The organism is Laceyella putida (assembly GCF_042665195.1).
In the GTDB taxonomy this organism is placed as follows: Bacteria; Bacillota; Bacilli; order Thermoactinomycetales; family Thermoactinomycetaceae; genus Laceyella; species Laceyella putida.
This window is the reverse complement of record NZ_JBHTBW010000069.1, coordinates 1-21,977: the sequence shown is the minus strand read 5'-3', so window position 1 is coordinate 21,977 and position 21,977 is coordinate 1. Positions and strand designations below refer to the sequence as shown.

Sequence of the window (21,977 nt, the reverse complement as noted above, 5' to 3'; positions counted from 1 at the left end):
GGGGAGTTGAAATGAGTAAGGCGACCCGAAAGGTCGCCAAAAGTTTCAGTTCCCTACTCTACTTTGCCGAAAAAAAGACGCAACGCACGGGGAAGTTCACGTTGCCAGAAACCCCATGTGTGGTCTCCTTCCTCCTCATGATAAATGACTTGTGCCCCCTGTTCTTGCAGATGTTGTTTCATCTCGCGGTTGCGGGCGACCAAATCAAGTGTGCCCATATGTGTGGGGACGGCCGTTTCGGACAAGCCGATGGATTGGTAGACCCGCAGGTGGGAGAGGCTGGGTTGGCGCATGACTTCATCAATCGTTTGTTGCAGAAATGCTCCGGATTGGGACAAGACCTGGGAACAGACGGTTGGATGTTGGAGCGCCAAGTGCAGCGAGACGGTGCCACCCAGGGAAGAGCCGCCGATGACAAGGTCCTCGCGCTCTTGGCTAACCGGATACCGTTCGCGAACCAGTGGGAGCAGTTCCTCGATCACCATGCGAATATGGTAAGGTTGCCGCTGGCCCGCCGGTGAATATTCACTCGTGCGACGCTCTTTGTTCACAGGAATGGCGACCATGACGAAGGGCTTCAATTCGCCAGCCTCGATCAGCGACGTCGCTTGGGTGACGATGCGCCCAAGATTGAAATAGTCGGGCCCGTCGTGAAGCACTAGCATTGGCAAATTGGACAACGCTTCATGACCGGGAGGAAGATAGACCAAAATTTCTTTCGTTTCATCCAGAAAGCGACTCGTTACCAGCTCTTTTTTGATCGTACGTTTTGCCATGTTGTCTCCGCCCCTTGCTATGGTGATGTGTATTCAATACTATACCCTATTTTTGCATCATTTTCCTATTGATTAATTATTTATAAACGATGTATATTTATACTTGTGACTTGTAAAGTTTTAATATATCGAGACTAAGGGAATAAGAGATGTTGTGGATGGAATAAGGACTTTTTGGGCAATAGATAAAAAATGAACCTTTTCTTTTTTTGAAAAAAATTATAATATCGATCTATAAACAAATAGGTTGCTATATCGAGGAGGAGGCGCAATGCAAGAGTACAATCAACAACAAGGATTGCAAAGGACCATGAAAAGCCGCCACCTGTTCATGATTGCTCTTGGAGGAGTGATTGGAACCGGTTTCTTCTTAAGCACAGGATTTACCGTTGGACAAGCGGGGCCGTTTGGCGCGGTATTATCTTACCTCATCGGTGGTTTGAGCATGTACCTGATCATGCTCTGTTTGGGGGAATTGGCGGTCGCTTATCCGGTTGCGGGTTCGTTCCAAGACTATGCGACGAAATTCATCAATCCGGCGACGGGCTTTACCATCGGATGGCTGTATTGGCTGGGATGGGCCGTGACCGTGGCGCTTGAGTTAATATCGATTGGTATGTTGATGGATCGGTGGTTTCCTGACGTTTCCTTATGGGTATGGTGTTTGGTGTTTGGCATTATTCTTTTCGTTGTAAACGCTTTCTCTGCAAGGGGATTTGCAGAAACGGAATTTTGGTTTTCTAGCATCAAAGTGCTCACCATCATTGTCTTTATCATCCTGGGCGGGGCCGCGATGTTTGGTTTGATCACCTTAAAAGGTGGCGAACCGGCGCCGATGCTGACCCATTTCACGAAAGATGGGCTGTTCCCCAACGGGTTTGGCGCAGTCTTATTGACGATGTTGGCCGTAAACTTCTCCTTCCAAGGAACCGAGTTGATCGGGATTGCTTCGGGAGAGAGTGAAAATCCGGAGAAGACGATTCCACGCGCCATCAACCAAACGGTATGGCGGACGATCCTCTTCTTCGGCCTAGCGATTTTTGTGTTGGCCGGTTTGATTCCCTGGAAAGAAGCGGGGGTCATGGAAAGCCCATTCGTTGTGGCATTTGAAAAGTTGGGCATTCCTTATGCGGCGGACGTGATGAACTTTGTTATCCTGATGGCGCTCTTGTCTGTGGCCAACTCCGGCTTATACGCAACAACAAGGATGTTGTACGCCCTGTCGCACAATGGCATGGCCAGCCCGATCTTCGGCAAAGTGACCAAAAAGGGCGTGCCGCTGAATGCCTTGATCCTCAGCATGGGCTTCGCTTGTTTGTCGCTCTTGTCCTACCGTTTCGCTGAAGACACGATCTACATGAGCTTGCTCTCCATTGCCGGAGTCACGGCGGTTCTGGCATGGATGGCCATCGCGGCGTCGCAATTCTTCTTCCGCATCAAATATGTGAAAGAAGGGGGAAAAGTGGAAGACTTGAAGTTTAAGACTCCCCTGTTCCCGCTTGTGCCGATCATTGCCTTTTTGATCAACTTGGGGGTGCTGGTAAGCCAGTGGTTTGACCCCGCCACGAAAAACGCGATCATCTTTGGCGTGCCCGCCATCATTATCTGCTACCTTGTTTACTTCTTATTCTTCCGGAAGAAGCACCATGCGGTGCTGGTGGCAAAAGGCGAAAAATAATAAGGCGGAAGAGCCCCTGATAAAGTCCGGATGCGGAATGATCCTTAACAATGATTGTTCCACCGCTGGCATTCGGATGATTTCCCGGAACAGTGAAGAAGCACTCCCTAAAGGCAAAGAGGGGAGTGCTTTTTTTGTCGAAAGCGGGAAGCGTGCCAGTTGCGGTGTGCTGGTATCTTTGACTCGCAACTCTTTGCAACAAAGGGGAGAATAAGCTAACGCGATCGGGATTATCATGATTCAACCCGCACCGTTCCGGGGATCCGCGGCATGAATGAGCGCATGGAAAAAAGCGCTCCATTTGCTCCAATGTTCCAATCGTCACCCGGATATGGTGGGGTAACCGAAAACTTCTCCCGGTACGACGGCCAATATTTTGCTCCAGCAACCGCCGCGCTACGTCTAACAAACCTATCTTATCAAGCGCGAGTAGAGCAAGACAGCACAATCCATAAGTGAAAACAACGGAGCTGATTGGGTGTCGTTAGGGCGTGTCTGGCAAATACACACACCTTGCACGTGTGGGCCATCCGTTTGCCATGGCTCTTCATGCCATCATTTTGGCGATCTTGTCCGCGGTGGTCATCTGATCGTGTTTGAAGGCGAGATCGATGTCGTATATGGCATCGATCCTTTTTATTGGTTATTTCTTGACATGGACTCGTTTGATGCCATAGGCAAGAAACCGCACGAACTGTTTGCGGAACCATTTTGATTTTCGGACGAGATGATCTGCACCGAATCACTGGACAATTATTGCTGTTGTTAATAAAAATCATTTGTGTTTGTGATTTTTTAATTGAAAAGTTAAAATATATTTATAACAAACGCGATTAGGTTAGCGGGAATGGAGTGGGATGCCATGTACAAACCAGTCTGGTTTCCTAAGCAAGAGATCATTGAGGAGACAAGGTTATACCGCCTGATGCAGAAGTTGGGTTTTGCGGATTATGATGCGTTTTATCAAGCGTCGATCAAGGATATCGCTTGGTTTTGGGATGAAGTGGTCAAGGATATGTCGCTTGATTGGACGGTGCCTTATCGGGAAGTGGTGGACTTAAGCGATGGCATTGCTTGGCCACGTTGGTTTGTCGAGGGGAAATTGAATATCGCCGTGAATGCCCTGGATCGTTTTGTCGCTGATCCAGCCAGTCGCCATCGGCTTGCCCTTATCTGGGAAGGGGATGATGGATCGACGCAAAAACACACTTATCGCGATTTGTGGATGGCGGTGAACCGTTGCGCCCGCGGCTTGCGCGAATTGGGTGTCAAACGGGGCGACCGCGTCGCGCTCTATTTGCCGATGATCGTGGAGAATGTGGTCGCCATGTTGGCGGTCTCCCGCATCGGGGCGATTTTTATCCCCTGCTTTTCCGGTTACGGTGCGGAAGCGGTTGCGACACGGATTCAAGGATGTGAAGCGAAATGGCTGATTACGGCAGATGGCTATACCCGCCGCGGCAAAGTGATCACGATGAAAGAGGAGGCCGATCGGGCCGCCGCGCTGTCTCCCTCCATTAAGAAAGTGATTGTGGTGCGGAGGTTGGGAAGAGAGTGCGCTTGGCATGAGACCAAAGATGTGGGCTGGGATGAATTGTCGAAAGAAATGGAACCGCTTTCATTCGCTGAGACGGATGCGAGTGAGCCCCTGATGATCATTTATACCTCGGGCACGACGGGCAAACCCAAAGGAACGGTGCACGTTCACAGTGGATTTCCGCTGAAGGCCGCGTTTGACGCGGGTTACGCCTTTGATGTGGGGCCGGGGGATGTGTTGTTTTGGGTGACAGATATGGGGTGGATGATGGGGCCTTGGATGGTATTTGGCTCATTGTTGATGGGCAGCACCATGCTCCTGTTTGAAGGGACGCCCGATCATCCCGGACCGGACCGCTTGTGGCAACTGGTCGAGAAGCATGGAGTGACGCATCTGGGGGTTTCGCCGACCTTGATTCGTTCCCTGATGAAGGAGGGGGAATCTTGGGTTAACGGCTATGACTTGAGTTCTTTGCGGGTGTTTGGTTCCACGGGCGAACCTTGGAACCCCGAACCGTGGCTGTGGTTGTATGAACGGGTGGGCCAAGGACGCGTCCCCATCTTCAACTACTCGGGCGGTACGGAAGTGTCCGGAGGGATCCTGGGCAACCATTTTTTCAAACCGATTGCGCCTTGTGGTTTCGCGGGGCCATTGCCGGGCATGGATGCTGATGTATGGGATGAAACAGGGAATCCGGTGCGGGGAGAAGTGGGCGAATTAGTGTTGCGTCAGCCGTGGGTCGGGATGACCAGCGGATTTTGGCAAGATCGCAAACGGTATGAAGAGACTTATTGGCAACGTTGGCCCCAAACGTGGGTGCATGGTGATTGGGTTGCGATTGACGAGGGGGGACAATGGTTCATCACGGGCCGTTCAGACGACACCTTGAAAATCGCCGGCAAACGGTTGGGCCCAGCGGAGATGGAGTCCGTGCTGGTGGATCATCCCGCCGTCTCAGAAGCGGCCACCATCGGCGTTCCCGATGTGTCCAAGGGAGAGAGTGCGGTTTGCTTTGTCGTGCTGAAATCCACGCAAGCGGCGAGTGAAGGCATAGAGGAAGCATTGATTCGCTTTATTGGTGAAAGAATGGGCAAAGCGTTAAAGCCGAAGCGCATCTTTCTTGTTGATGAACTGCCCAAGACGAGGAATGGCAAGATCCTGCGTCGGGTGATCCGGGCCGCTTATCTGGGAGAAGAGACCGGCGATTTATCATCATTAGAAAATATTCGTGCTGTTGAAGCGATACGCAAACTTGCCGACAAAAATAAGAGCTGATAAATATGGCTTGGTTTCCTATAAAGGAGACCAATTTTTTTGTGGGGTTGAAGAGTCGGTTTATTTTAGTTTTTTAAAAAATCTTTTCTTTTGTTGGGCAAATGTGAAGACAAACATGGTAAAATGATTTTGCTTCCGCAGAGCGAGACACAAAAATGGGGAAACGATGCGAATAAATAGATAGGGAGAGGTGTCGGTATTGCATGTTCCGGGGAACTACAGATTTAGAAGCGCGTGTGCTACAGGTGCAAACTGCTCACTCTCCTGAACAGAGGGACGATTTGTTGCGTGAATTGGAACCGCATGTTCGCCGAATCGCTTCCCGCGTTTGTCGGAGAGTGATAACGCAGCAAGATGATGAGTATATGATTGCTTATCGGGCGTTGGACGAGGCGCTAGAAAAATATAAACCAGACTTTAACGCCTCTTTTTTGTCCTTCGCCTACAAGGTGATCCAACGCCGCTTGGTGGACTATTTTCGTCAAGAGGTCAAACATCACCGAGTGCTGCCAATCAGTGCACCAGGCGCGCGAGACGATGAAAACAATCATCAAGAACTTGTAGCCGTATCCTTTGAGAGACACAAAAATGAAGAGCTTGATCGCATGCGCCGTTTGGAGATTGATATTTTTATCAAAGCTTTAGCCAAATTTGATATCACCTTGAACGATTTGGCCAAGAAAAAGCCCAAACACCGCGACACTCGTGAGAATCTCTTCCAAATAGCCAATCAACTTGTGGCGGATGAGAACTTGTTACACAAGTTCTATACACAGAAAAGACCGGATAAAGAATTGGCTAAAGCATTGGGCATGCATCGCAGAACGCTGAGCAGACACCGTAATTACCTGATCGCATTGACGATCGTGGCGGTTGAGGACCTCGGCTTATTACGCAGTTACATTGGATTGTGACGGGGAGAAAGGGGGGGCGGACCTATGCAAAGAGGAATTATCATGGAAGTGCAAGCACGGCATTGGATTGTGCTCACCCCAGATGGCGATTTTATCAAAGTACCGAGAACCAATCATTCCTTAATGGTTGGAGAGGAAGTGACTCTCCAGGCAGCGAAGACGAACCGCCGGGCGCTTGTTCCGGCATTCGTCTCCGTTGCAGCCGCCGCCGTACTGGGGATGTTTTTCATCGTGCCACAGATGGCTCCAGATCAAGCACATGCGCAAACTTATATCTATGTCGATGTAAACCCGAGCCTCGAAATAGGCATCGATGATGAGCGCAATATCGTTGAGCTCCATCCTCTAAATAAGTCTGCTGAAAAGTTATTGGATGGGGAAAAATGGAAACATGAGAGTGTGGATGACTTTGTCGTCGATTTCTTGGACAAAGCCAAACAAATGGGCTATGTGCAAAAAAGAGACCAAGTTGTCTTGTCCGGCTATCAAGAAGAGAAAAACAGTAAAGAAACACTGGATAACCTCAAAACGGTCCTGGATAAGCAGAGCAAACAGAAAAACTTGGAATTGGAAGTCCATTCACTGGTAATGCCCAAAAAAGTGAAAGATAAAGCGAGCAGATTTGGTTTGTCACCAGTTAAGTATGCCGCGTGGATGATCGCCAAAAAAGAAGGCAAACAGCTAGAAGTGGAAGAGATGGGAGAAACGCCATTGACGGACTTGGCTGATGAGTTGGCGCCTGTTTCAGAGCTGTTGAACAAACCGGAAGCATTGCCTGAGCTGGTGGAAATCATTGAAAAAGAGCCACCGGCGGTTCAACCCACACAAGAGCCGAAGCCTGCCGACAAACCGACGCAACCCGCGGCGACACCGGCTGATCAGGGAGAGCCAACGCAACAACCAGTACAAGATAACCAGCAACCGGATCAAGGTGATTCGACAAAAAAGCCGAGCGACCCGGAAGGGACGAACCAAACGCCAACTGACAATCAAACAACAGACACATCACAAAACACAGAAACGCAGCCTGAAGTCAATACCACACAAGAGACGCAGTAAAACAGCCACCATCAACGATACCGACCATGCCTTTAGCAAGACTCGCATTTTTAGTTGCAAGCTGACACCTCCCACCAGCTTTCAACAGAAATGAGAGGGGCCAACCAATGAAGGGAATCGGGATCGTTCGGAAAGTGGACCATTTAGGACGCATCGTTTTGCCGAAGGAACTGAGGGATTTAATGAATATCAATCCTCATGATGGTGTTGAGATCTATGTGGATAACCATAGCATTGTTCTGAAAAAATACAGTCCCAGTTGCGTCTTATGTGGTAACGCCAATAAACTCTTTTATTTTCGTGAAAAAATTATTTGCGAAGAATGCGTTGAAGAAACAGCTAGATATGTGTTGGTTTCCAGTGAGCAAGCGTAATCCCAGGGCACCCAAGTGGGTGTCCTTTTTGTGCGACGGGCAGTCGTATCTTTGCGCGAAAGCGCATGAGCTATAAATACAGACAGCGATAACGTTACTGCGGTAAAACGAATCATGAGTCTGGAAAGTAGCCTTCCCGGTGGTGGAAATCCCCCTCGGGAGTGCTGGTACAACCCGAGAAGCCTAATCTAGGGCAACACCGTGAGGTGTTGTCTGAAGGAGATGCGGTAAGCCGAGAGGCCCGCAGGCGAATGAGCAGACCCAAATGCGTAAGCGTGAAGCACAGAGGCGGCAGGGCAAGTTGGCGACTGTGCGAAATTAACGGGAAGCCGATCCATTAAGGATGCCTGTTGCTCAATGAACCAGCCGAGTAACAGGAGCTTGTCAGGTGAAGGTGCTGGGTATGTTCATAAGGAAGATGCGATGACCCCGTGAGATCTCCGATCTCACCTACAAAGGATGTCAGCATATAAGGTTACGCCGAAATTGCCGACATGATCGGTGAAGTCAGACGTCCCCATAGTACGGAAGTACGAGCATGACCAAACATGTTCGGAACGGAAGGGGGGCGACCTCGTGGCGGTACACTTGAATGTTGTTGCATGTCAACAGTTACGCTACTTCGGTAAAAACGAACTGAAAGGCACAACGAAAGGTGTGACCATAAGACATGAATCAAGAATTGAAACTAAAGTGGCACAGTATTTTCGGGCAAATTCTATTTGAACGAAAACTTCATCAAGCATGGGAACAAGTGAAGAAAAATGGCGGAGCCGGTGGAATCGATGGGGAAACTATCGAAAGTTATGAGATGAGACTGAATGAGAATCTGGACAGTCTACTCCGGAAGCTGAAAGCCAGAGAGTATAAACCCTCACCAGTACGCCGGCGCTATATTCCAAAGAAAAATGGAAAGCTTCGACCACTCGGCATTCCAAATATCGAAGATCGCATTGTTCAACAAGCGTTAGTCAACATACTGCAACCTAAATGCGAAGGAGCCATATTCCATCGCTGGTCTTGTGGGTATCGCCCAGATCGTGGAGTACAAAGAGCCTTACAGATTATCCTGTGGAACCTAGAGGCAGGGTATAACTTTGTCTATGACTGTGATATCCGTGGCTTCTTCGACAATATATCGCATAAGAAGCTTATGAAAGTACTAACGAAATACATTGCAGATGGAACTGTGTTGGGCATGATTTGGGATATGCTGAAAGCTGGGTATATGGAAGCAGGGAAATACCACGAAACAGAAGCAGGGACGCCGCAAGGCGGCGTAATTTCGCCACTACTGGCTAACTTGTTCCTAAACGAACTGGATTGGAAATTAGAACAACACGGAATCCGGTTCGTCCGCTACGCGGACGATTTTCTGCTATTCGCTAAAACAAAAGAAGATATCCAAAAGGTAGCTGACATTACCAAGAGAACCCTTAATGAACTTGGATTGGAAGTTGCTGAGGAGAAAACGAAAGTCGTCGACTTCAACGAAGGAGATTTTGCCTTTCTTGGATTTTCTTTTGAACATTGGCAGAAAAGGAAGAAGGATGGAAAACTAGGCTTCATTGTCAGACCAACGCGGAACGCGTGGAAGGATTTTCGCCGGAAAATCAAAGAGAAGACCAGGAAAACTCTCACACTGAATACAAAAGTATGGGTAGAACGTCTGAATCCAGTTATACGGGGAAAGGTAAATTATTTCCTTAACGTATACAAAGCGGTGGAAGAAAATAAACGATATGGACAACAGAGTCGTTGCTTTGTTAACGAGTACAGTAGTCAATTGCGGGATGTGGACGGTTACATACGGAGACGACTCAGGGTTGCAATGATACATAAACACCCGAGTCAACGTAAAGGGAAATTAATGACAACGAAGTGGAACAATGAGTATTTTGTCCGTATTGGTCTCATTCCAGCATACTGGTTATACTACAATAAGCAGTCTGGACGTACACTTGAGCAGTATCTAGACCACCTGAAAGCAAGACAACGAAGCAATTACACCCGAAGGGTGTATGCGGCGAAAGCAAAAGGCCAAGAATATTTCACTCCCGATCGTGTCCGAGCGATAGAGTACTGTCGTCGTGCCAAGAACTAATTCATGTCAAATCACGTTGGTGAGCCGTATGCCTTAATAGGGCACGTACGGTTCGATGAGGGGGAAGCCATGTGAATGGCTTCCCTACTCTATTAATTCGCTGGGGGGAGGGGAGGGCTTTTCCACTTTAACGCTCAGCCTCTGTTATGTAACAAACTGACAAACAACCGCTTGTTTGGTAAAATAAAAACGTATCATCAGAAAAGAGAGTTTTTTTAAAATAGTTAATTTGTAATCGCTTCCAAAATGTGGTCCAATCACCCCGTGGTATTGGATGAAGGAGGGTGAGCATGAGCGAACCATGCGTTTTAGTTGAAAGAAAAGGCTATGTCGCCTTAATCCGCCTGCATCGTCCCCATGTGCTGAATGCGCTGAATCAAGCATTGATGAAACAATTGGCCGATCGGATGGAAGAGATGGACCGGGACGATGAGGTAAGGGTCATTGTGTTGACGGGCAGTGACAAAGCGTTTGCGGCAGGTGCCGATATTCAGGAATTGGCCGGCATGGGGCCAACCGACTTTGTCACCCAACCCTATTTCGTTGATTGGGAGCGCATTCGTCGGATCAGCAAGCCGATCATTGCCGCGGTAAAGGGTTATGCCCTTGGTGGGGGCAATGAACTGGCCATGTGTTGTGACATGATTGTCGCTGGAGAGACGGCCAAATTTGGACAACCAGAAATCAACATCGGTGTGATGCCGGGAGCGGGCGGTACCCAACGCCTAACCAAAGCGATTGGGAAAGCGAAGGCCATGGAACTGATCTTAACCGGGCGGATGATCACGGCGGAAGAGGGGGCGGAGTGGGGATTGGTCAATCGCGTGGTGCCGGACGAGCATGTCGAAGGGGAAGCTTTGGACCTGGCCCAAGATATCGCGAAAAAGCCACCAGTGGCGGTCCGTTTGGCCAAACAAGCGATCAACAAAGCGCAAGAGTTGACATTGGAACAAGGGTTGCAATTTGAACAACATGCTTTCTATTTGCTGTTTTCATCTGAAGATCAGCGGGAAGGGATGCAAGCCTTTATCGAGAAGCGCCAACCAGAGTTCAAAGGAAAATGAGGGAGGAATCTTAATCATGAGTGAAGCGACCGTTCTCTTGAACAAACAAGCGGGTGTGGGTGTGATCACACTCAACCGGCCACACGTATACAATGCGATTAACAATCAATTGAGCAAAGAATTGGTGGAAGTGCTGCAACAAGTGGCCCAAGACCAGGAAATCCGTGCCGTCTTGATGACGGGAGCGGGGAAAGCCTTTTGCTCGGGACAAGACCTTAGGGATCGGTCCGCCATGCAAAAAAGAGGAGAGCACTTCGCTTTGGGCCAGAGTGTGCGTGAGCGGTACAACCCTTTGATCGAAGCGTTGGCGGGATTGGAAAAACCTGTGATCGCCGCGGTGAACGGTGTAGCGGCGGGGGCGGGTTGCAGCCTGGCGTTGGCCTGTGATGTCCGGTTTATCGCCCCGTCGACCCGATTTGTTGAAGCCTTTGTGCGCATTGGCTTGGCGCCCGACAGCGGGTCCAGTTATTTCTTGCCGCGACTGGTCGGGTTGGGAAAGGCGTTGGAACTGGCGATGAGCGGACGGGATGTGGAAGCGGAAGAAGCGCTCCGCATCGGATTGGCTGAACGGATGGTGGAAGAGAAGAAGTTGTTTGAAGAGGCGTTTGCGTTTGCCAAGCAATTGGCGGAAGGACCGACGGTGGCGATTGGCTTAACCAAACGTGCGATCATCCGCGGGATGGAATCCACTTTAAGCGAGGCATTGGAATTTGAAGCGGAAGTGCAGGAACTGGCTGGCCGAACCGGGGATTTCCTGGAGGGAGTGCAGGCTTTCGCCGAAAAAAGGAAACCGCAATTCAAAGGAAAGTAACCCGTTTGTATGTTTGTCGTCATATGATGGATCAACAAAAAACTTTTGAATAACAAAGTGGAGATGGTTGATCATGGCGAGTCTGAATATAGATCACCTGCAAATGAGGGAAAAGCAGGCGGAACCGGCTTGGATGAGGGATGTTTTTGCCTTGATGGAAGAGCACGGCCATGAACAGGTGGTGTTTTGTCGGCATGCCGACACCGGCCTGAAGGCGATCATCGCCATTCATAATACAACGCTGGGACCTGCTCTTGGCGGCTGTCGGATGATTCCTTATGAAACAACAGATGAGGCGCTGGAGGATGTTCTGCGCCTCTCTAAAGGGATGACGTATAAATGCGGGTTGGCCGATGTTGATTTTGGTGGGGGCAAGATGGTGATCATCGGTGATCCGGCGGAGGATAAGTCACCGGAGATGTTTCGCGCGATTGGCCGTTTTGTCGGAGGGTTAAATGGGCGGTTTTTCACAGGGACGGATATGGGGACGGAACCGAAAGATTTTATTCATGCCGCAAGAGAGTCTTCTTCCTTTGTCGGGTTGCCTCGGTCCCACGGGGGGAGCGGGGATACGTCGATTCCGACGGCCATGGGCGTATTGCAAGGGATGCGCGCGACGGCGCAACACCTGTGGGGAACGACGGAGCTGGAGGGGAAAAAAGTGGCGGTGCAAGGGGTGGGCAAGGTCGGAGGCAAACTGGTGGAGTTGCTGATCGAAAAAGGAGCATCGGTCGTGATTGCCGACCTGTGTGAAGAGCGGTGTCGGGAGTGGGCACTGCGCGCGCCGCAACAAATAGAAATCAGCCAGGTCGATACCATCCATCAAGTGGACTGTGACATATTCGCCCCCTGTGCGCGTGGTGGCGTCATTAACGATCGCACGATTGGCGAATTGAGGTGTCGGGCCATCGTGGGTTCCGCCAACAACCAACTGATGGCGGATCGGCATGGGGATGAGCTTCATGAACGCGGCATCTTGTATGCCCCCGATTACTTGGTGAATGCGGGCGGCTTGATCCAGGCCGCTGATGAATTGGAAGGATATAAGGAAGAGAGGGTCCTCGCCAAAACAAAAGCGATTTACGAGATGGTGCTCGAAATATTCACCCGCTCCAAGAGAGAGAATATTCCAACATGTCGTGCGGCCGACCGCATAGTGGTGGAACGGATGGAAAAAGTGGCTGATGTTCGTCGGATCATCCTTGGCAGTAACCGGAACGACAGAGAAAGGGAGGGGCGTGAATGATTGGGCAGCTGGAAAAAGAGTGGGTGCAGTATGTGACGCCGCAAGGGCAGTTAACAGACATGGGCGTATCGTGTTGGCGGGCTCTCCCTGACGAAAGCAAGCTGCAATTTTACCGCTGGATGACCCTTGTTCGTCTCTTTGACCGTCGTTCGATCCTTTTGCAGCGCCAAGGCCGGATTGGGACCTACGCTCCGCTGGAAGGACAAGAAGCTGCCCAAGTGGGAAGCGCTTTGGCCCTATCCCGGGAAGATTGGATCTTTCCGAGTTATCGCGAGCATGGTGTGCAGATGATTGCCGGCATGCCCTTGTCGCAAATCTTCCTGTACTGGATGGGGCGGGTGGAGGGATGCAAGGCACCGGAGGGTGTTCGCTGCATGCCGCCTTATGTTCCGATTGCGACGCAGATCCCGCATGCGGTCGGTGCGGCCTGGGCCGCCAAACTGAAAGGGGAAGACAGTGTCGCCGTCGCCTATTTCGGGGATGGGGCCACATCCGAAGGGGATTTTCATGAAGGCTGCAATTTCGCCGGCGTCTTTGGCGCGCCCGTCATCTTCTTTTGCCAAAACAATGGATATGCCATCAGTGTGCCATTTTCCAGGCAGTCCGCGACCAAAACGGTGGCTGAAAAAGCGGCGGCCTATGGATTTGACGGAATCCGGGTCGATGGCAACGACATCTTGGCCGTCCATGATGTGATGCGCCAAGCGGTGGCAAAGGCCAGAGCCGGAAAAGGGCCAACGCTCATAGAAGCCGTCACGTATCGAAAAGGCTCACATACCACCGCGGATGACGCCAAACGGTATCGGCCGGAAACAGAAGTGAGGGAGTGGGTGCAACAAAAGGACCCGCTTGTGCGCTATGTTCAGTTGCTCAAAGCGGAGGGGTTGTTGTCTGATGCGGATGAGCAGGCTTGGGAGGCAGAGTGCAAGGAGCGCATCGATCTGGCCATCCGCGAAGCGGAATCGGCCTCTCCGCCACCCGCGACCCACTTGTTTGAGCATGTGTATGCCAACTGGGGGCCCAATGAACGGCGACAACGACAACAATGCGAGCAAGGCGGTGGGCAGGCACGATGAGGCAATTAACTCTTGTGCAGGCGGTTTGCGATGGTTTGCGGGTTGCTTTGGAACAAGATCCCCGCGTGATTGTGCTGGGAGAAGATGTGGGGCGAAACGGCGGTGTTTTTCGAGCGACGGAAGGATTATGGGAAGATTTTGGCGATGGGCGCGTCATCGATACGCCGTTGGCCGAAGCGGGAATCGTCGGCACTTCGATTGGCATGGCTGTGAATGGGTTGAAACCGGTCGCGGAGATCCAATTCATGAGCTTTATCTATCCGGGAATAGAACAAATCATCACCCATGCCGCCCGTCTCCGCACGCGCACGCAAGGCAGCCACCCGGCCTCTTTGGTGATCCGCGCCCCTTATGGCGGCGGGATTCGTGCCCCGGAGCTGCACTGTGATTCCACAGAAAGCATCTTTGTTCATATCCCGGGATTGAAAGTGGTGACCCCGGCAACACCAAGCGATGCCAAAGGCTTGTTGTTGGCGGCCATCAACGATCCGGACCCGGTGATCTATCTTGAGCCGATGAAACTGTATCGGTCGGTGCGGGAGCAGGTGCCCGAAGGTTGGTATGAAGTGCCGCTGGGCAAAGCGCGCAAAGTGCGTGAAGGAGAAGAGCTGACCTTGATTGCCTGGGGCGCGATGGTGCCTGTGGCGGAAAAAGCGGCTGGGCAGTGGGAAAACCAAGGGGTCACTTGTGATGTGATCGACTTGCGCTCTTTATATCCGCTTGATGAAGAGACGATCATCGAGTCAGTCAAAAAGACGGGTCGGGTGATCATCGTCCATGAGGCGCCGAAAACGGCGGGACTGGGAGCGGAGTTGACCGCGTTGATCAATGAACACGCCTTTCTCTATCTTGAAGCCCCCATCACCCGCGTAACAGGCTATGATGTCCCCGTACCGATGTTTGCATTGGAAGATGAGTTTCGTCCAGATGTGAAGCGCGTATCGCAAGCGATCGAGAGATTATTGGCGTTTGAATAGAAGGAGGGAGTCTGGATGTCGGTAGCCTTTCGCTTGCCGGATATCGGGGAGGGCGTAGCTGAAGCGGAAGTGGTTCGCTGGTTGGTTAAACAGGGAGAAGAAGTGGAAGAGAATCAACCGGTCATTGAGGTACAAACAGACAAAGCCGTCGTAGAATTGCCAGCACCTGCAAGCGGGAAAATGGCTGAATTGAAATGGAAGGAAGGCGATGTCGTTCCCGTTGGGGAGATCCTGTACGTGATAGGGGGTGAAGCGGGGGCAGAGAAGGAAGAAGCGAATCGCTCCCCACAGTCGGCCCCATTGAACCCGGGTCCCGCTTCGCCGCTCTTGCAGAAGAAAAAGCGAGTGTTAGCCGCACCTTCGACACGGCGTCTCGCCCGTGAACTGAGAGTCGACTTGACAACGGTCAAGGGAACGGGTGCGCATGGGCGGGTGACAGCGGAAGATGTGCGGGCCCATGCCTTGAACCACAACAAGCTGCTGAACGAGAAAACCAAACTTGCGCAAAACCGAGTGGTCGAGCGGGACTTTCATCCAGGTGAAGGAGAATGGAGCGAGACGCCTTTATCCCCCGTACGCAAAGTGATCGCGGAACGCTTGTTATTCTCTGTAACGACGAAGCCGCATGCGACGCATTTTGCCGAACTGGCGGTGGATGGTCTCGTAGAGTGGCGCCAGCGCCGTATGGCCGAACAGGATGGCTCCTCCCCCCGGCTTTCCTACCTGGCCATCATAAGCAAAATGGTCGCGCAGACCTTAAAACACCACCCACTGTTCAATGCCCACTTTATCGAAGAAACGCAAACCATTCGCCAGCATCATTCCGTTTCGTTGGGCATCGCCGCCGATACACCAAAAGGGTTGCTCGTTCCCGTGCTTCGGGAAGTGGAACGAAAAACGATGGACCAACTCGCGCAGGAGCTCCATTCGCTCACCCAATTGGCGCGGGCTGGAAAGTTGACGCCGGAGCACCTGAAAGGAAGCACGTTTACGATCAGCAATGCGGGAGCGCTGGGGGGAACGTGGGCCACGCCCATTATCAATCCGCCGGAAGTGGCGATCTTGGCGCTTCATCCGATTGAACAGAAGCCGATTGTGCAGGAGGGGAAATTGACCGTCGGTTGGCGGATGAATATTTCCTTGAGCTTTGATCACCGCGTGATGGATGGGGCGGATGCCATTCGGTTTGCTCAGACCCTGGAAACCTATACGCGGGATCCCGGTCGGTTGCTTAAAGAGTTGGTGTGACAAGGGAGACGGTCCGACGGTTTAGACATCGCCTTTCTGATCAAGGCGGTGTTTTTGCTTGTTGCGAGGGTAAATGACGAAAAGCAATATTTTTTGCTATTTATTAAATATTAATGTTTATTATGTTTTGTTAAAGGGAAAGAGTTACTAACCAACAAGAACAACCAAGGAGGAGGCACACATGAGATTTCACAACCGTGTCGTCATGATTACCGGAGCATCCAAAGGATTGGGGAAAGCCCTGGCCTTGGCCTTTGCCAGGGAAGGAGCAAGGCTTGCCATTTCCGCGCGTGGCCAAGATGGCTTAAGGGAGGTGGAGCAAGCACTCCAAGCGCAGGGAACCGAAGTGTTGGCTGTCGTTGGCGATATGGCTGAACCAAGAGATGTTGAACGCTTTGTGGCGACGACGGAAGCCCGCTTCGGCGCGATTGATGTGCTGATCAATAACGCCGGCATTTTTGGACCGAGTCCCGCCCCGTACCTACTGGATTTTCCGGAAGAAGACTTTCATGAAGTGCTGAAAGTGAACGTAATAAATCCCTTTTTGGTGACAAAGCGGGTGATCGCCGGGATGTTGCGCCGTGGCCAAGGCTCGATCATCAATGTGACCTCGGAAGCGGGTCGCGTCGGCTACGCGGGTTGGGGAGCGTATGGGATTTCCAAGTTCGCGGTGGAGGGGTTGACCCAGACCTGGGCTGATGAAGTGGATGGAACGGGCGTGCGTGTCAACGCGGTGGACCCTGGGGAGATGGATACGGAGATGCATGCCAAAGCGGTTCCCGATTGCGACTATGCGCTGGCCAAACCGGAAGAAGTGGTGGAGATCTTTCTGTATTTGGCTTCAGATGAGGCGGCACAGGTGAATGGCCAACGATTGCAAGCACAACTGGCTGAGGAGAAAGGGGAATGAGCAAGATGGCGACCGCTCCACTGACGTTTTCATTGCCAGAAGAGTTAAATGCGTCCACACCTCCGGAACGGCGCGGATTGCGGCGAGATCATGTTCGGTTGATGATCTCGGATCGGTCAACGGGCGCATCCGAGCATGTCCGCTTTCATCAACTGGATCAATTTCTTCAGCCTGGGGATGTAGTGGTGTTAAACAGTAGCCGCACCATTCCTGCTGTGTTGCGGACGGAGGACAGGGAAGTCCGTTTGGCCCGTCGATTGTCTGACCGGCATTGGGATGCGTTCATCATGGGCAAAACCGTGCAGGCGGGAGAGAAATTGATTTTTTCTCCCGCTTTGCAGGCTGAAGTGCACCGGATCAAGACACCGTTGGTTGAACTCCGCTTTTCCCTATCCGATGCCTGCTTATTGGAGCAGATTTATGCGTTGGGAGAGCCGATACGCTATGAATACATTCATCAGCCCTGGCCGCTCGAGTATTATCAGAACGTTTACGCGAGCGAGCCCGGTTCGGTCGAGCTTCCCTCAGCCGGTCGGGCTTTCAGTTGGGAAGTGTTGTTTCGCCTTAAGCGGAGAGGCATTCATGTCGCTTATCTCACCCTGCATACGGGACTGAGTTATTTAAGTGAAGAGCTGGGAGCGCTTCCGCCTGAAGCGAATTGCGAATATTATCATATTCCGCAAGAAACCGTGGAACGGGTCAGCCAAGCCAAGCAGGCTGGGAATCGGGTGATTGCGGTTGGAACCACTGTCGTTCGCGCATTGGAGAGCGACTGGCTGAGAAAAGCTCCCCATGAAGCCAAGGCCGGTTGGACTTGTATCCATATCGATGCGCATACCCCGCTCCGGGTAGTGGATGGGCTAATGACCGGTTTTCATGAACCGGAAGCGTCTCATCTGGATTTACTAAGTGCCTTTGCCCCGCCTGAATCGTTGAGGCGGATGTATGAAGAGGCGATTCAATTGCGTTACTTATGGCATGAGTTTGGTGATATTCATCTCATTATTTAACAGATTTGCGCCAGCGGGTACAGAGGAAAAGTCCAAATATGGCATATGTGCATCCCAGGGCACATACAAATGGCACCTTATAATCTGAGGTGCCTTTGTGCGTCGATTCCCTTATTTTGCTATGCCAACCGTATCACTCTGCGCATTGCGGCGCAGGCGCATACGCATCATCCAACCGCCAAAGAGCATCAGTGCAAGAGGATACAGAAGCCACCAGCCGAACGTTCCCATCGTCAGTGCGACGACCGCCAGCGTGAACAGACCGAACACTTTGAACAGCGGACGTTTTACCAAAGACTCTTCGCCGATCGTAAAGGTGATCGAGCCGTTCACGATCAACAGTGTCTCATGCGTCGGGTGCGTGTGCGTCGGATGCTCGCGTCCCGGCGTATCGCGCTGCACCTCCACCGAACCGGTAACGGGCAACAATTCCATCACCGCCTGTTCGAGAGTAATCGGATTGCCGCGCTGTATTTGCGGCTTGTCAAACATCTTTTCCATTCGTCTCCCTCACCTTCCTCTTTGTCTTGGTTTTTTCTCCCGACAAGCCATGTAGGAAGCGGAATGGGCACTTGGAAGGCGACTCATTGCTGTCTGTGATGTAGTACTGTTTCCATTCCCGGTTCTCCACATCGCCGTAAACACCCATCGCTGGGTGAATCTCCATCTCGTCGTACTTCTCCAACCGCTGGCGAACCGCGGCGCGACCCCTTTTTCCTTTTGGTCCTTTGAGTTCTTCAAATACCCACCAGCGCGGTTGGAACGTGATGATAAACGTCCCGCCGCGGCGGCTTCTGCGCTTAACATGCGCCGGTGTGTTGCATACAACGAAAATAGGTTCGCCGTTAAAGCAAAACTCCCATAGCGGGTCGTCCCAGTTAACTGGAAATTCTGCTGGCCATGGCTTCGGATCGTTCTCATGCAAAAATTGAAGCACACTCCAAAATTTCTCCTGATATTGTTCTATCATCAACTCTTCTTGCAACGGTTTGAAAAAGACGGCCATCGATGTCATCCGCCCCAATTCCCGGTAGATCTCCGTGTACCGGATCAAACTGTTACGCAATTGCATAAGCCCCGCTTCGTCGTGGTTTTCCACGAACAGATAGCGCAAACCGTTCTTTTTCAGCGCTTCCACACCGAATATACAGGGGAACGGCCTCTCTTTCGACAGCAGATCACTCTCAAACGACTTGAATACCGTCAAACCCCATTGCGGAATTTTTCCTTCGACCATAACCGAACGGTGCAGCAGCTCTTTCGTATAAAAATGCTTCGATTGCCAAGAATAAGGTTACAATATTTGGCATGAAGGAGTTGCAACCATGGATACGGTCACTCTGGCACGCGCGTTTTTTGGCACTTCCCTCGCTTTTCACATCATTTTCGCCACGTTGGGGATTGGCATTTCCGCCATGATTTTTCTCAGCGAGCTCGTTTATCTGTTGAAAAGAGATGCCCACTACGGCCTGATGGCCAAGCGGTGGACCAAGTCGGTAGCCATTTTGCTGGGAGTGGCGATTCCGAGCGGGACGATTGTGGCGGTTCAGCTTAGCCTGTTATGGCCGGGTTTTATGAAAATTGTTGGACAAGTCATCTCTGTCCCGTTTCAGGTTGAGATTTTTGCCTTCTTTCTAGAGGCACTGGCCTTATCCATCTATGTGTACGCGGCAGACCGGTTGCCTCCGGCATTTCGTGTGGTTGCCGTCTTTCTTGTCGCTTTGGGTGCGACCGCATCTGCCGTGTTGATCACTTCAGCCAACACGTGGATGAACACACCCGCCGGTTTCTCCATCAAGCCGGATGGCACCATCACCAACGTGGATCCGTGGAAAGCCTTTTTTAACCCCAGCTTTTTTGGCAGCGCCTACCATGTCGTGGTTAGCGCCTTGATGACGGGAGCGTTTGTTGTCGTATCGGTTGCGGCTTATCGCCTGCTGAAAGCGAGACAGGAAGAGGAACGACGGGTGCATCATAAGGCGCTCGCCCTTTCATTGGCCGTCTCTTTTGCCATGTCTTTTCTCACCGCCTTGTCCGGTCACGGTTCGGCTCAGAATTTGCATCACTACAGTCCGGAAAAGTTGGCGGCAGCGGAAGGCTTGTTTGAAACCCAACGGTATGCCCCTTTAGCGGTGGGGGGATATGTCGATTATGAGCAGAAAAAGATTCGCTATGGGGTGGAGATCCCCTACATGTTAAGCGTGTTGGCCGGCGACCGGTTCGATACCGAAGTGAAGGGGTTGGATGACTTTCCGCGCGAGACTTGGCCGCCTGCTTATACCCATACCCTGTTTAATGTGATGGTGGGGCTTGGCATGCTATTATTGGCCTTTGCCGCTTTGGGGTTGCTTGTTTACTGGAAACAGAGAAGAAAAGGGAAGGCGGTGTGGCCGGAATGGCTTCTACGGTGTCTGGTTGCGTCCGGGCCTCTTGCCATGCTTGGAATCGAGTTTGGTTGGATCTTCAGTTGCAGCGGACGGCAACCATGGACCATCTACGGCATCCAAACGACGGCGGAGGCGGCGACCAAAGCGGAGAACCTCGGCATGCTTTTTATTCTCTTCACCTTGGTGTATCTCTTCTTGGCCGTGATAGTGTCCGTGGTAATGATTCACCATTTCCGGCGCCATCCATTGGCACTGGAATTGAACAAGTTTAACCAAAAGTTAGGAGCGAACGCGCATGGTCAAACCCATTGAGCCATCCATCGCCATCCTTGCGGTGTGGGTTGTTCTCTATATTTACAGCATGGCGGGTTCGATTGATTTTGGAGCCAGTTTTTGGGCGATGGTATATGGCAACCAACAAACGCAAGCGGGTAAAATCGCCAATCGCTTTCTCTCGCCAACTTGGGAAGTGACCAACACGATTCTTGTATTGTTGGTGGTCATGGGCGTCGGTTTCTTTCCACGCGCCGCCTATATGTTGGGAAATGTCTTAATCGTTCCGGTCAGCGTCATTTTGCTGTTGATTACCATCCGCAGTTCCTTCATGGTTTTTGCCTATAACGTGGAGGGGCATAGCCGGATGCTGCAGATGGTTTCAGGGGTGACGGCATTGTTTATCCCCGCGTTCTTAATCAGCGCGCTCCCGGTGACGCAGGGCGGGTTTGTCCAAATCACGGGCAAGAAGGAATTGCTGTTGTTTGACGAATGGTTAACCAGCCCCTCCGTTTATCTCTACATTTTGTTTGGCGTAACATCCGAATTGTTTTTGTCGGCTCTCTTTCTGGCCGACTACTCGCGGGAATCGGGAGATGAAGAAGCCTATGCAGCCTATCGCAAGCATGCGATTCTCTTCGGGCCCATCACCTTGCTTGTGGCCGTGTTCACTTTATATACCTTGGAACCGGAGGCGTTATGGTTACTCAAGCGGCTCCAAGAATTCAAGGCGTGGTATGTGTGGTCCATTCTCGCTTTTTTGGTCGGTTATACCGCATTGTGGTGGAAACAGAAAGGGGGGAAGATCGGACGTCCCAGAGTGGCGGTCGTTGCCGTCGCGATTCAGTACGCCATCGCCACCTTCGCTTATGGCGCGGCGCATTTACCCTATATCATTTATCCGTTTTTGACGGTAGATCAAGCCTTTACGCAAATAAACACTTTCTATTCATTGCTGAAGGTCTTTACGATTGGTCTCGCGATTTTGTTGCCCGGATTTTTCATCTTCTGGCGTTTATTTATGAAAGACAAGCGGTATTTGCAGGGGGAGAAGCCATAACCTTTGATGTTTCAAGGGTTGTGGTCGCGGAATGATGTGTCGGTCCGGAAGAAAAATAAAAAAACCCCTTGCGCATTTTTTTTATATGTGTTAAATTAATCTTCGTCGCCGCGATGCGGTGATCACAAAAAAACGCACCTTGAAAATTAGATATGGAATAAAGCAACGAGGGTAAGAAGGAAGCATTGAAATGACCTT

21 protein-coding genes are annotated in these 21,977 nt (G+C 51.3%); 17 read left to right on the top strand and 4 right to left on the bottom strand.

The genetic code is table 11. The features are described 5' to 3' along the window. Positions 1-53: 53 nt before the first annotated feature. Entirely contained in the window at positions 54-776 is a 723-nt protein-coding gene (locus tag ACFQNG_RS18240; RefSeq protein WP_379867298.1) for an alpha/beta hydrolase, read from the bottom strand. A 271-nt stretch (positions 777-1,047) separates the two neighbouring features. Here ACFQNG_RS18240 and ACFQNG_RS18235 point away from each other — a divergent pair, with 271 nt between their 5' ends. From ACFQNG_RS18235 to ACFQNG_RS18165, 15 genes are all read left to right on the top strand, one after another. Then, positions 1,048-2,454 carry an amino acid permease gene (locus ACFQNG_RS18235; RefSeq protein ID WP_379867296.1) on the top strand — a complete coding sequence of 469 codons (1,407 nt, stop codon included), beginning with the start codon at positions 1,048-1,050 and terminating at the stop codon, positions 2,452-2,454. Between the two features lie 592 nt (positions 2,455-3,046). Beyond that, positions 3,047-3,169 carry a hypothetical protein gene (locus ACFQNG_RS18230; protein WP_379867294.1) on the top strand — a complete coding sequence of 41 codons (123 nt, stop codon included), beginning with the start codon at positions 3,047-3,049 and terminating at the stop codon, positions 3,167-3,169. A gap of 147 nt (positions 3,170-3,316) precedes the next feature. Then, positions 3,317-5,266, top strand: a complete 1,950-nt coding sequence (locus ACFQNG_RS18225) for an AMP-binding protein (RefSeq protein ID WP_379867291.1) — start codon at positions 3,317-3,319, stop codon at positions 5,264-5,266. Positions 5,267-5,469: 203 nt separating this feature from the next. Continuing rightward, positions 5,470-6,180: a sigma-70 family RNA polymerase sigma factor gene (locus ACFQNG_RS18220; RefSeq protein ID WP_379867289.1), complete on the top strand. Its 711-nt coding sequence runs from the start codon at positions 5,470-5,472 to the stop codon at positions 6,178-6,180. Positions 6,181-6,204: 24 nt separating this feature from the next. Continuing rightward, entirely contained in the window at positions 6,205-7,239 is a 1,035-nt protein-coding gene (locus tag ACFQNG_RS18215; RefSeq protein ID WP_379867286.1) for an anti-sigma factor domain-containing protein, read from the top strand. 107 nt (positions 7,240-7,346) lie between these two features. Next, on the top strand, positions 7,347-7,613 hold the full coding sequence (locus tag ACFQNG_RS18210) for an AbrB/MazE/SpoVT family DNA-binding domain-containing protein (protein WP_379867285.1): 267 nt from the start codon (positions 7,347-7,349) through the stop codon (positions 7,611-7,613). Between the two features lie 670 nt (positions 7,614-8,283). Next, complete coding sequence (gene ltrA, locus ACFQNG_RS18205; protein ID WP_379867284.1) at positions 8,284-9,717, top strand: group II intron reverse transcriptase/maturase; 1,434 nt, start codon at positions 8,284-8,286, stop codon at positions 9,715-9,717. Positions 9,718-10,007: 290 nt separating this feature from the next. Continuing rightward, positions 10,008-10,781 carry an enoyl-CoA hydratase-related protein gene (locus tag ACFQNG_RS18200; protein WP_379867283.1) on the top strand — a complete coding sequence of 258 codons (774 nt, stop codon included), beginning with the start codon at positions 10,008-10,010 and terminating at the stop codon, positions 10,779-10,781. A gap of 16 nt (positions 10,782-10,797) precedes the next feature. Further along, entirely contained in the window at positions 10,798-11,592 is a 795-nt protein-coding gene (locus tag ACFQNG_RS18195) for an enoyl-CoA hydratase-related protein (RefSeq protein WP_379867281.1), read from the top strand. A gap of 133 nt (positions 11,593-11,725) precedes the next feature. Next, a complete protein-coding gene (locus tag ACFQNG_RS18190; RefSeq protein WP_379867300.1) occupies positions 11,726-12,838 on the top strand; it encodes a Leu/Phe/Val dehydrogenase in 1,113 nt (370 codons plus the stop codon). Further along, entirely contained in the window at positions 12,835-13,914 is a 1,080-nt protein-coding gene (gene pdhA, locus ACFQNG_RS18185; protein ID WP_379867279.1) for a pyruvate dehydrogenase (acetyl-transferring) E1 component subunit alpha, read from the top strand. Before ACFQNG_RS18190 ends, pdhA begins: the two co-directional genes overlap by 4 nt. Beyond that, positions 13,911-14,891 carry an alpha-ketoacid dehydrogenase subunit beta gene (locus tag ACFQNG_RS18180; protein ID WP_379867277.1) on the top strand — a complete coding sequence of 327 codons (981 nt, stop codon included), beginning with the start codon at positions 13,911-13,913 and terminating at the stop codon, positions 14,889-14,891. The genes pdhA and ACFQNG_RS18180 overlap by 4 nt, the downstream gene beginning before the upstream one ends. 15 nt (positions 14,892-14,906) lie before the next feature. Next, on the top strand, positions 14,907-16,139 hold the full coding sequence (locus ACFQNG_RS18175) for a dihydrolipoamide acetyltransferase family protein (RefSeq protein WP_379867275.1): 1,233 nt from the start codon (positions 14,907-14,909) through the stop codon (positions 16,137-16,139). Between the two features lie 181 nt (positions 16,140-16,320). Further along, entirely contained in the window at positions 16,321-17,049 is a 729-nt protein-coding gene (locus tag ACFQNG_RS18170) for an SDR family NAD(P)-dependent oxidoreductase (RefSeq protein WP_379867274.1), read from the top strand. After that, positions 17,046-18,059, top strand: a complete 1,014-nt coding sequence (locus ACFQNG_RS18165) for an S-adenosylmethionine:tRNA ribosyltransferase-isomerase (RefSeq protein WP_379867273.1) — start codon at positions 17,046-17,048, stop codon at positions 18,057-18,059. Before ACFQNG_RS18170 ends, ACFQNG_RS18165 begins: the two co-directional genes overlap by 4 nt. A gap of 111 nt (positions 18,060-18,170) precedes the next feature. Here the strand turns inward: ACFQNG_RS18165 and ACFQNG_RS18160 are convergent, their stop codons facing one another. Together ACFQNG_RS18160 and ACFQNG_RS18155 are read right to left on the bottom strand one after the other, a co-directional pair. Beyond that, positions 18,171-18,560, bottom strand: coding sequence for a hypothetical protein (locus ACFQNG_RS18160; protein WP_379867271.1), 390 nt, complete (start codon positions 18,558-18,560; stop codon positions 18,171-18,173). Further along, positions 18,544-19,296, bottom strand: a complete 753-nt coding sequence (locus tag ACFQNG_RS18155) for a YqcI/YcgG family protein (protein WP_379867270.1) — start codon at positions 19,294-19,296, stop codon at positions 18,544-18,546. The genes ACFQNG_RS18160 and ACFQNG_RS18155 overlap by 17 nt, the downstream gene beginning before the upstream one ends. Positions 19,297-19,384: 88 nt before the next feature. Here ACFQNG_RS18155 and ACFQNG_RS18150 point away from each other — a divergent pair, with 88 nt between their 5' ends. Continuing rightward, on the top strand, positions 19,385-20,758 hold the full coding sequence (locus tag ACFQNG_RS18150) for a cytochrome ubiquinol oxidase subunit I (protein WP_379867268.1): 1,374 nt from the start codon (positions 19,385-19,387) through the stop codon (positions 20,756-20,758). Further along, positions 20,742-21,779 (top strand): cytochrome d ubiquinol oxidase subunit II, encoded by a 1,038-nt coding sequence (locus ACFQNG_RS18145; protein ID WP_379867266.1) that lies wholly within the window; start codon positions 20,742-20,744, stop codon positions 21,777-21,779. Before ACFQNG_RS18150 ends, ACFQNG_RS18145 begins: the two co-directional genes overlap by 17 nt. Here ACFQNG_RS18145 and ACFQNG_RS18140 read toward each other — a convergent pair. Continuing rightward, a partial coding sequence (locus ACFQNG_RS18140; protein ID WP_379867265.1) for a hypothetical protein occupies positions 21,739-21,977 on the bottom strand: 239 nt, incomplete at its 5' end. The genes ACFQNG_RS18145 and ACFQNG_RS18140 overlap by 41 nt on opposite strands.

Excerpts from the sequence above, each read along its gene's own strand:
- ACFQNG_RS18240 (WP_379867298.1), bottom strand. The coding sequence starts at position 776 with ATGGCAAAACGTACGATCAAAAAAGAGCTGGTAACGAGTCGCTTTCTG.
- ACFQNG_RS18235 (WP_379867296.1), top strand. The coding sequence starts at position 1,048 with ATGCAAGAGTACAATCAACAACAAGGATTGCAAAGGACCATGAAAAGC.
- ACFQNG_RS18225 (WP_379867291.1), top strand. The coding sequence starts at position 3,317 with ATGTACAAACCAGTCTGGTTTCCTAAGCAAGAGATCATTGAGGAGACA.
- ACFQNG_RS18220 (WP_379867289.1), top strand. The coding sequence starts at position 5,470 with ATGTTCCGGGGAACTACAGATTTAGAAGCGCGTGTGCTACAGGTGCAA.
- ACFQNG_RS18215 (WP_379867286.1), top strand. The coding sequence starts at position 6,205 with ATGCAAAGAGGAATTATCATGGAAGTGCAAGCACGGCATTGGATTGTG.
- ACFQNG_RS18210 (WP_379867285.1), top strand. The coding sequence starts at position 7,347 with ATGAAGGGAATCGGGATCGTTCGGAAAGTGGACCATTTAGGACGCATC.
- ltrA (WP_379867284.1), top strand. The coding sequence starts at position 8,284 with ATGAATCAAGAATTGAAACTAAAGTGGCACAGTATTTTCGGGCAAATT.
- ACFQNG_RS18200 (WP_379867283.1), top strand. The coding sequence starts at position 10,008 with ATGAGCGAACCATGCGTTTTAGTTGAAAGAAAAGGCTATGTCGCCTTA.
- ACFQNG_RS18195 (WP_379867281.1), top strand. The coding sequence starts at position 10,798 with ATGAGTGAAGCGACCGTTCTCTTGAACAAACAAGCGGGTGTGGGTGTG.
- ACFQNG_RS18190 (WP_379867300.1), top strand. The coding sequence starts at position 11,726 with ATGAGGGATGTTTTTGCCTTGATGGAAGAGCACGGCCATGAACAGGTG.
- pdhA (WP_379867279.1), top strand. The coding sequence starts at position 12,835 with ATGATTGGGCAGCTGGAAAAAGAGTGGGTGCAGTATGTGACGCCGCAA.
- ACFQNG_RS18180 (WP_379867277.1), top strand. The coding sequence starts at position 13,911 with ATGAGGCAATTAACTCTTGTGCAGGCGGTTTGCGATGGTTTGCGGGTT.
- ACFQNG_RS18175 (WP_379867275.1), top strand. The coding sequence starts at position 14,907 with ATGTCGGTAGCCTTTCGCTTGCCGGATATCGGGGAGGGCGTAGCTGAA.
- ACFQNG_RS18170 (WP_379867274.1), top strand. The coding sequence starts at position 16,321 with ATGAGATTTCACAACCGTGTCGTCATGATTACCGGAGCATCCAAAGGA.
- ACFQNG_RS18165 (WP_379867273.1), top strand. The coding sequence starts at position 17,046 with ATGAGCAAGATGGCGACCGCTCCACTGACGTTTTCATTGCCAGAAGAG.
- ACFQNG_RS18160 (WP_379867271.1), bottom strand. The coding sequence starts at position 18,560 with ATGGAAAAGATGTTTGACAAGCCGCAAATACAGCGCGGCAATCCGATT.
- ACFQNG_RS18155 (WP_379867270.1), bottom strand. The coding sequence starts at position 19,296 with ATGGTCGAAGGAAAAATTCCGCAATGGGGTTTGACGGTATTCAAGTCG.
- ACFQNG_RS18150 (WP_379867268.1), top strand. The coding sequence starts at position 19,385 with ATGGATACGGTCACTCTGGCACGCGCGTTTTTTGGCACTTCCCTCGCT.
- ACFQNG_RS18145 (WP_379867266.1), top strand. The coding sequence starts at position 20,742 with ATGGTCAAACCCATTGAGCCATCCATCGCCATCCTTGCGGTGTGGGTT.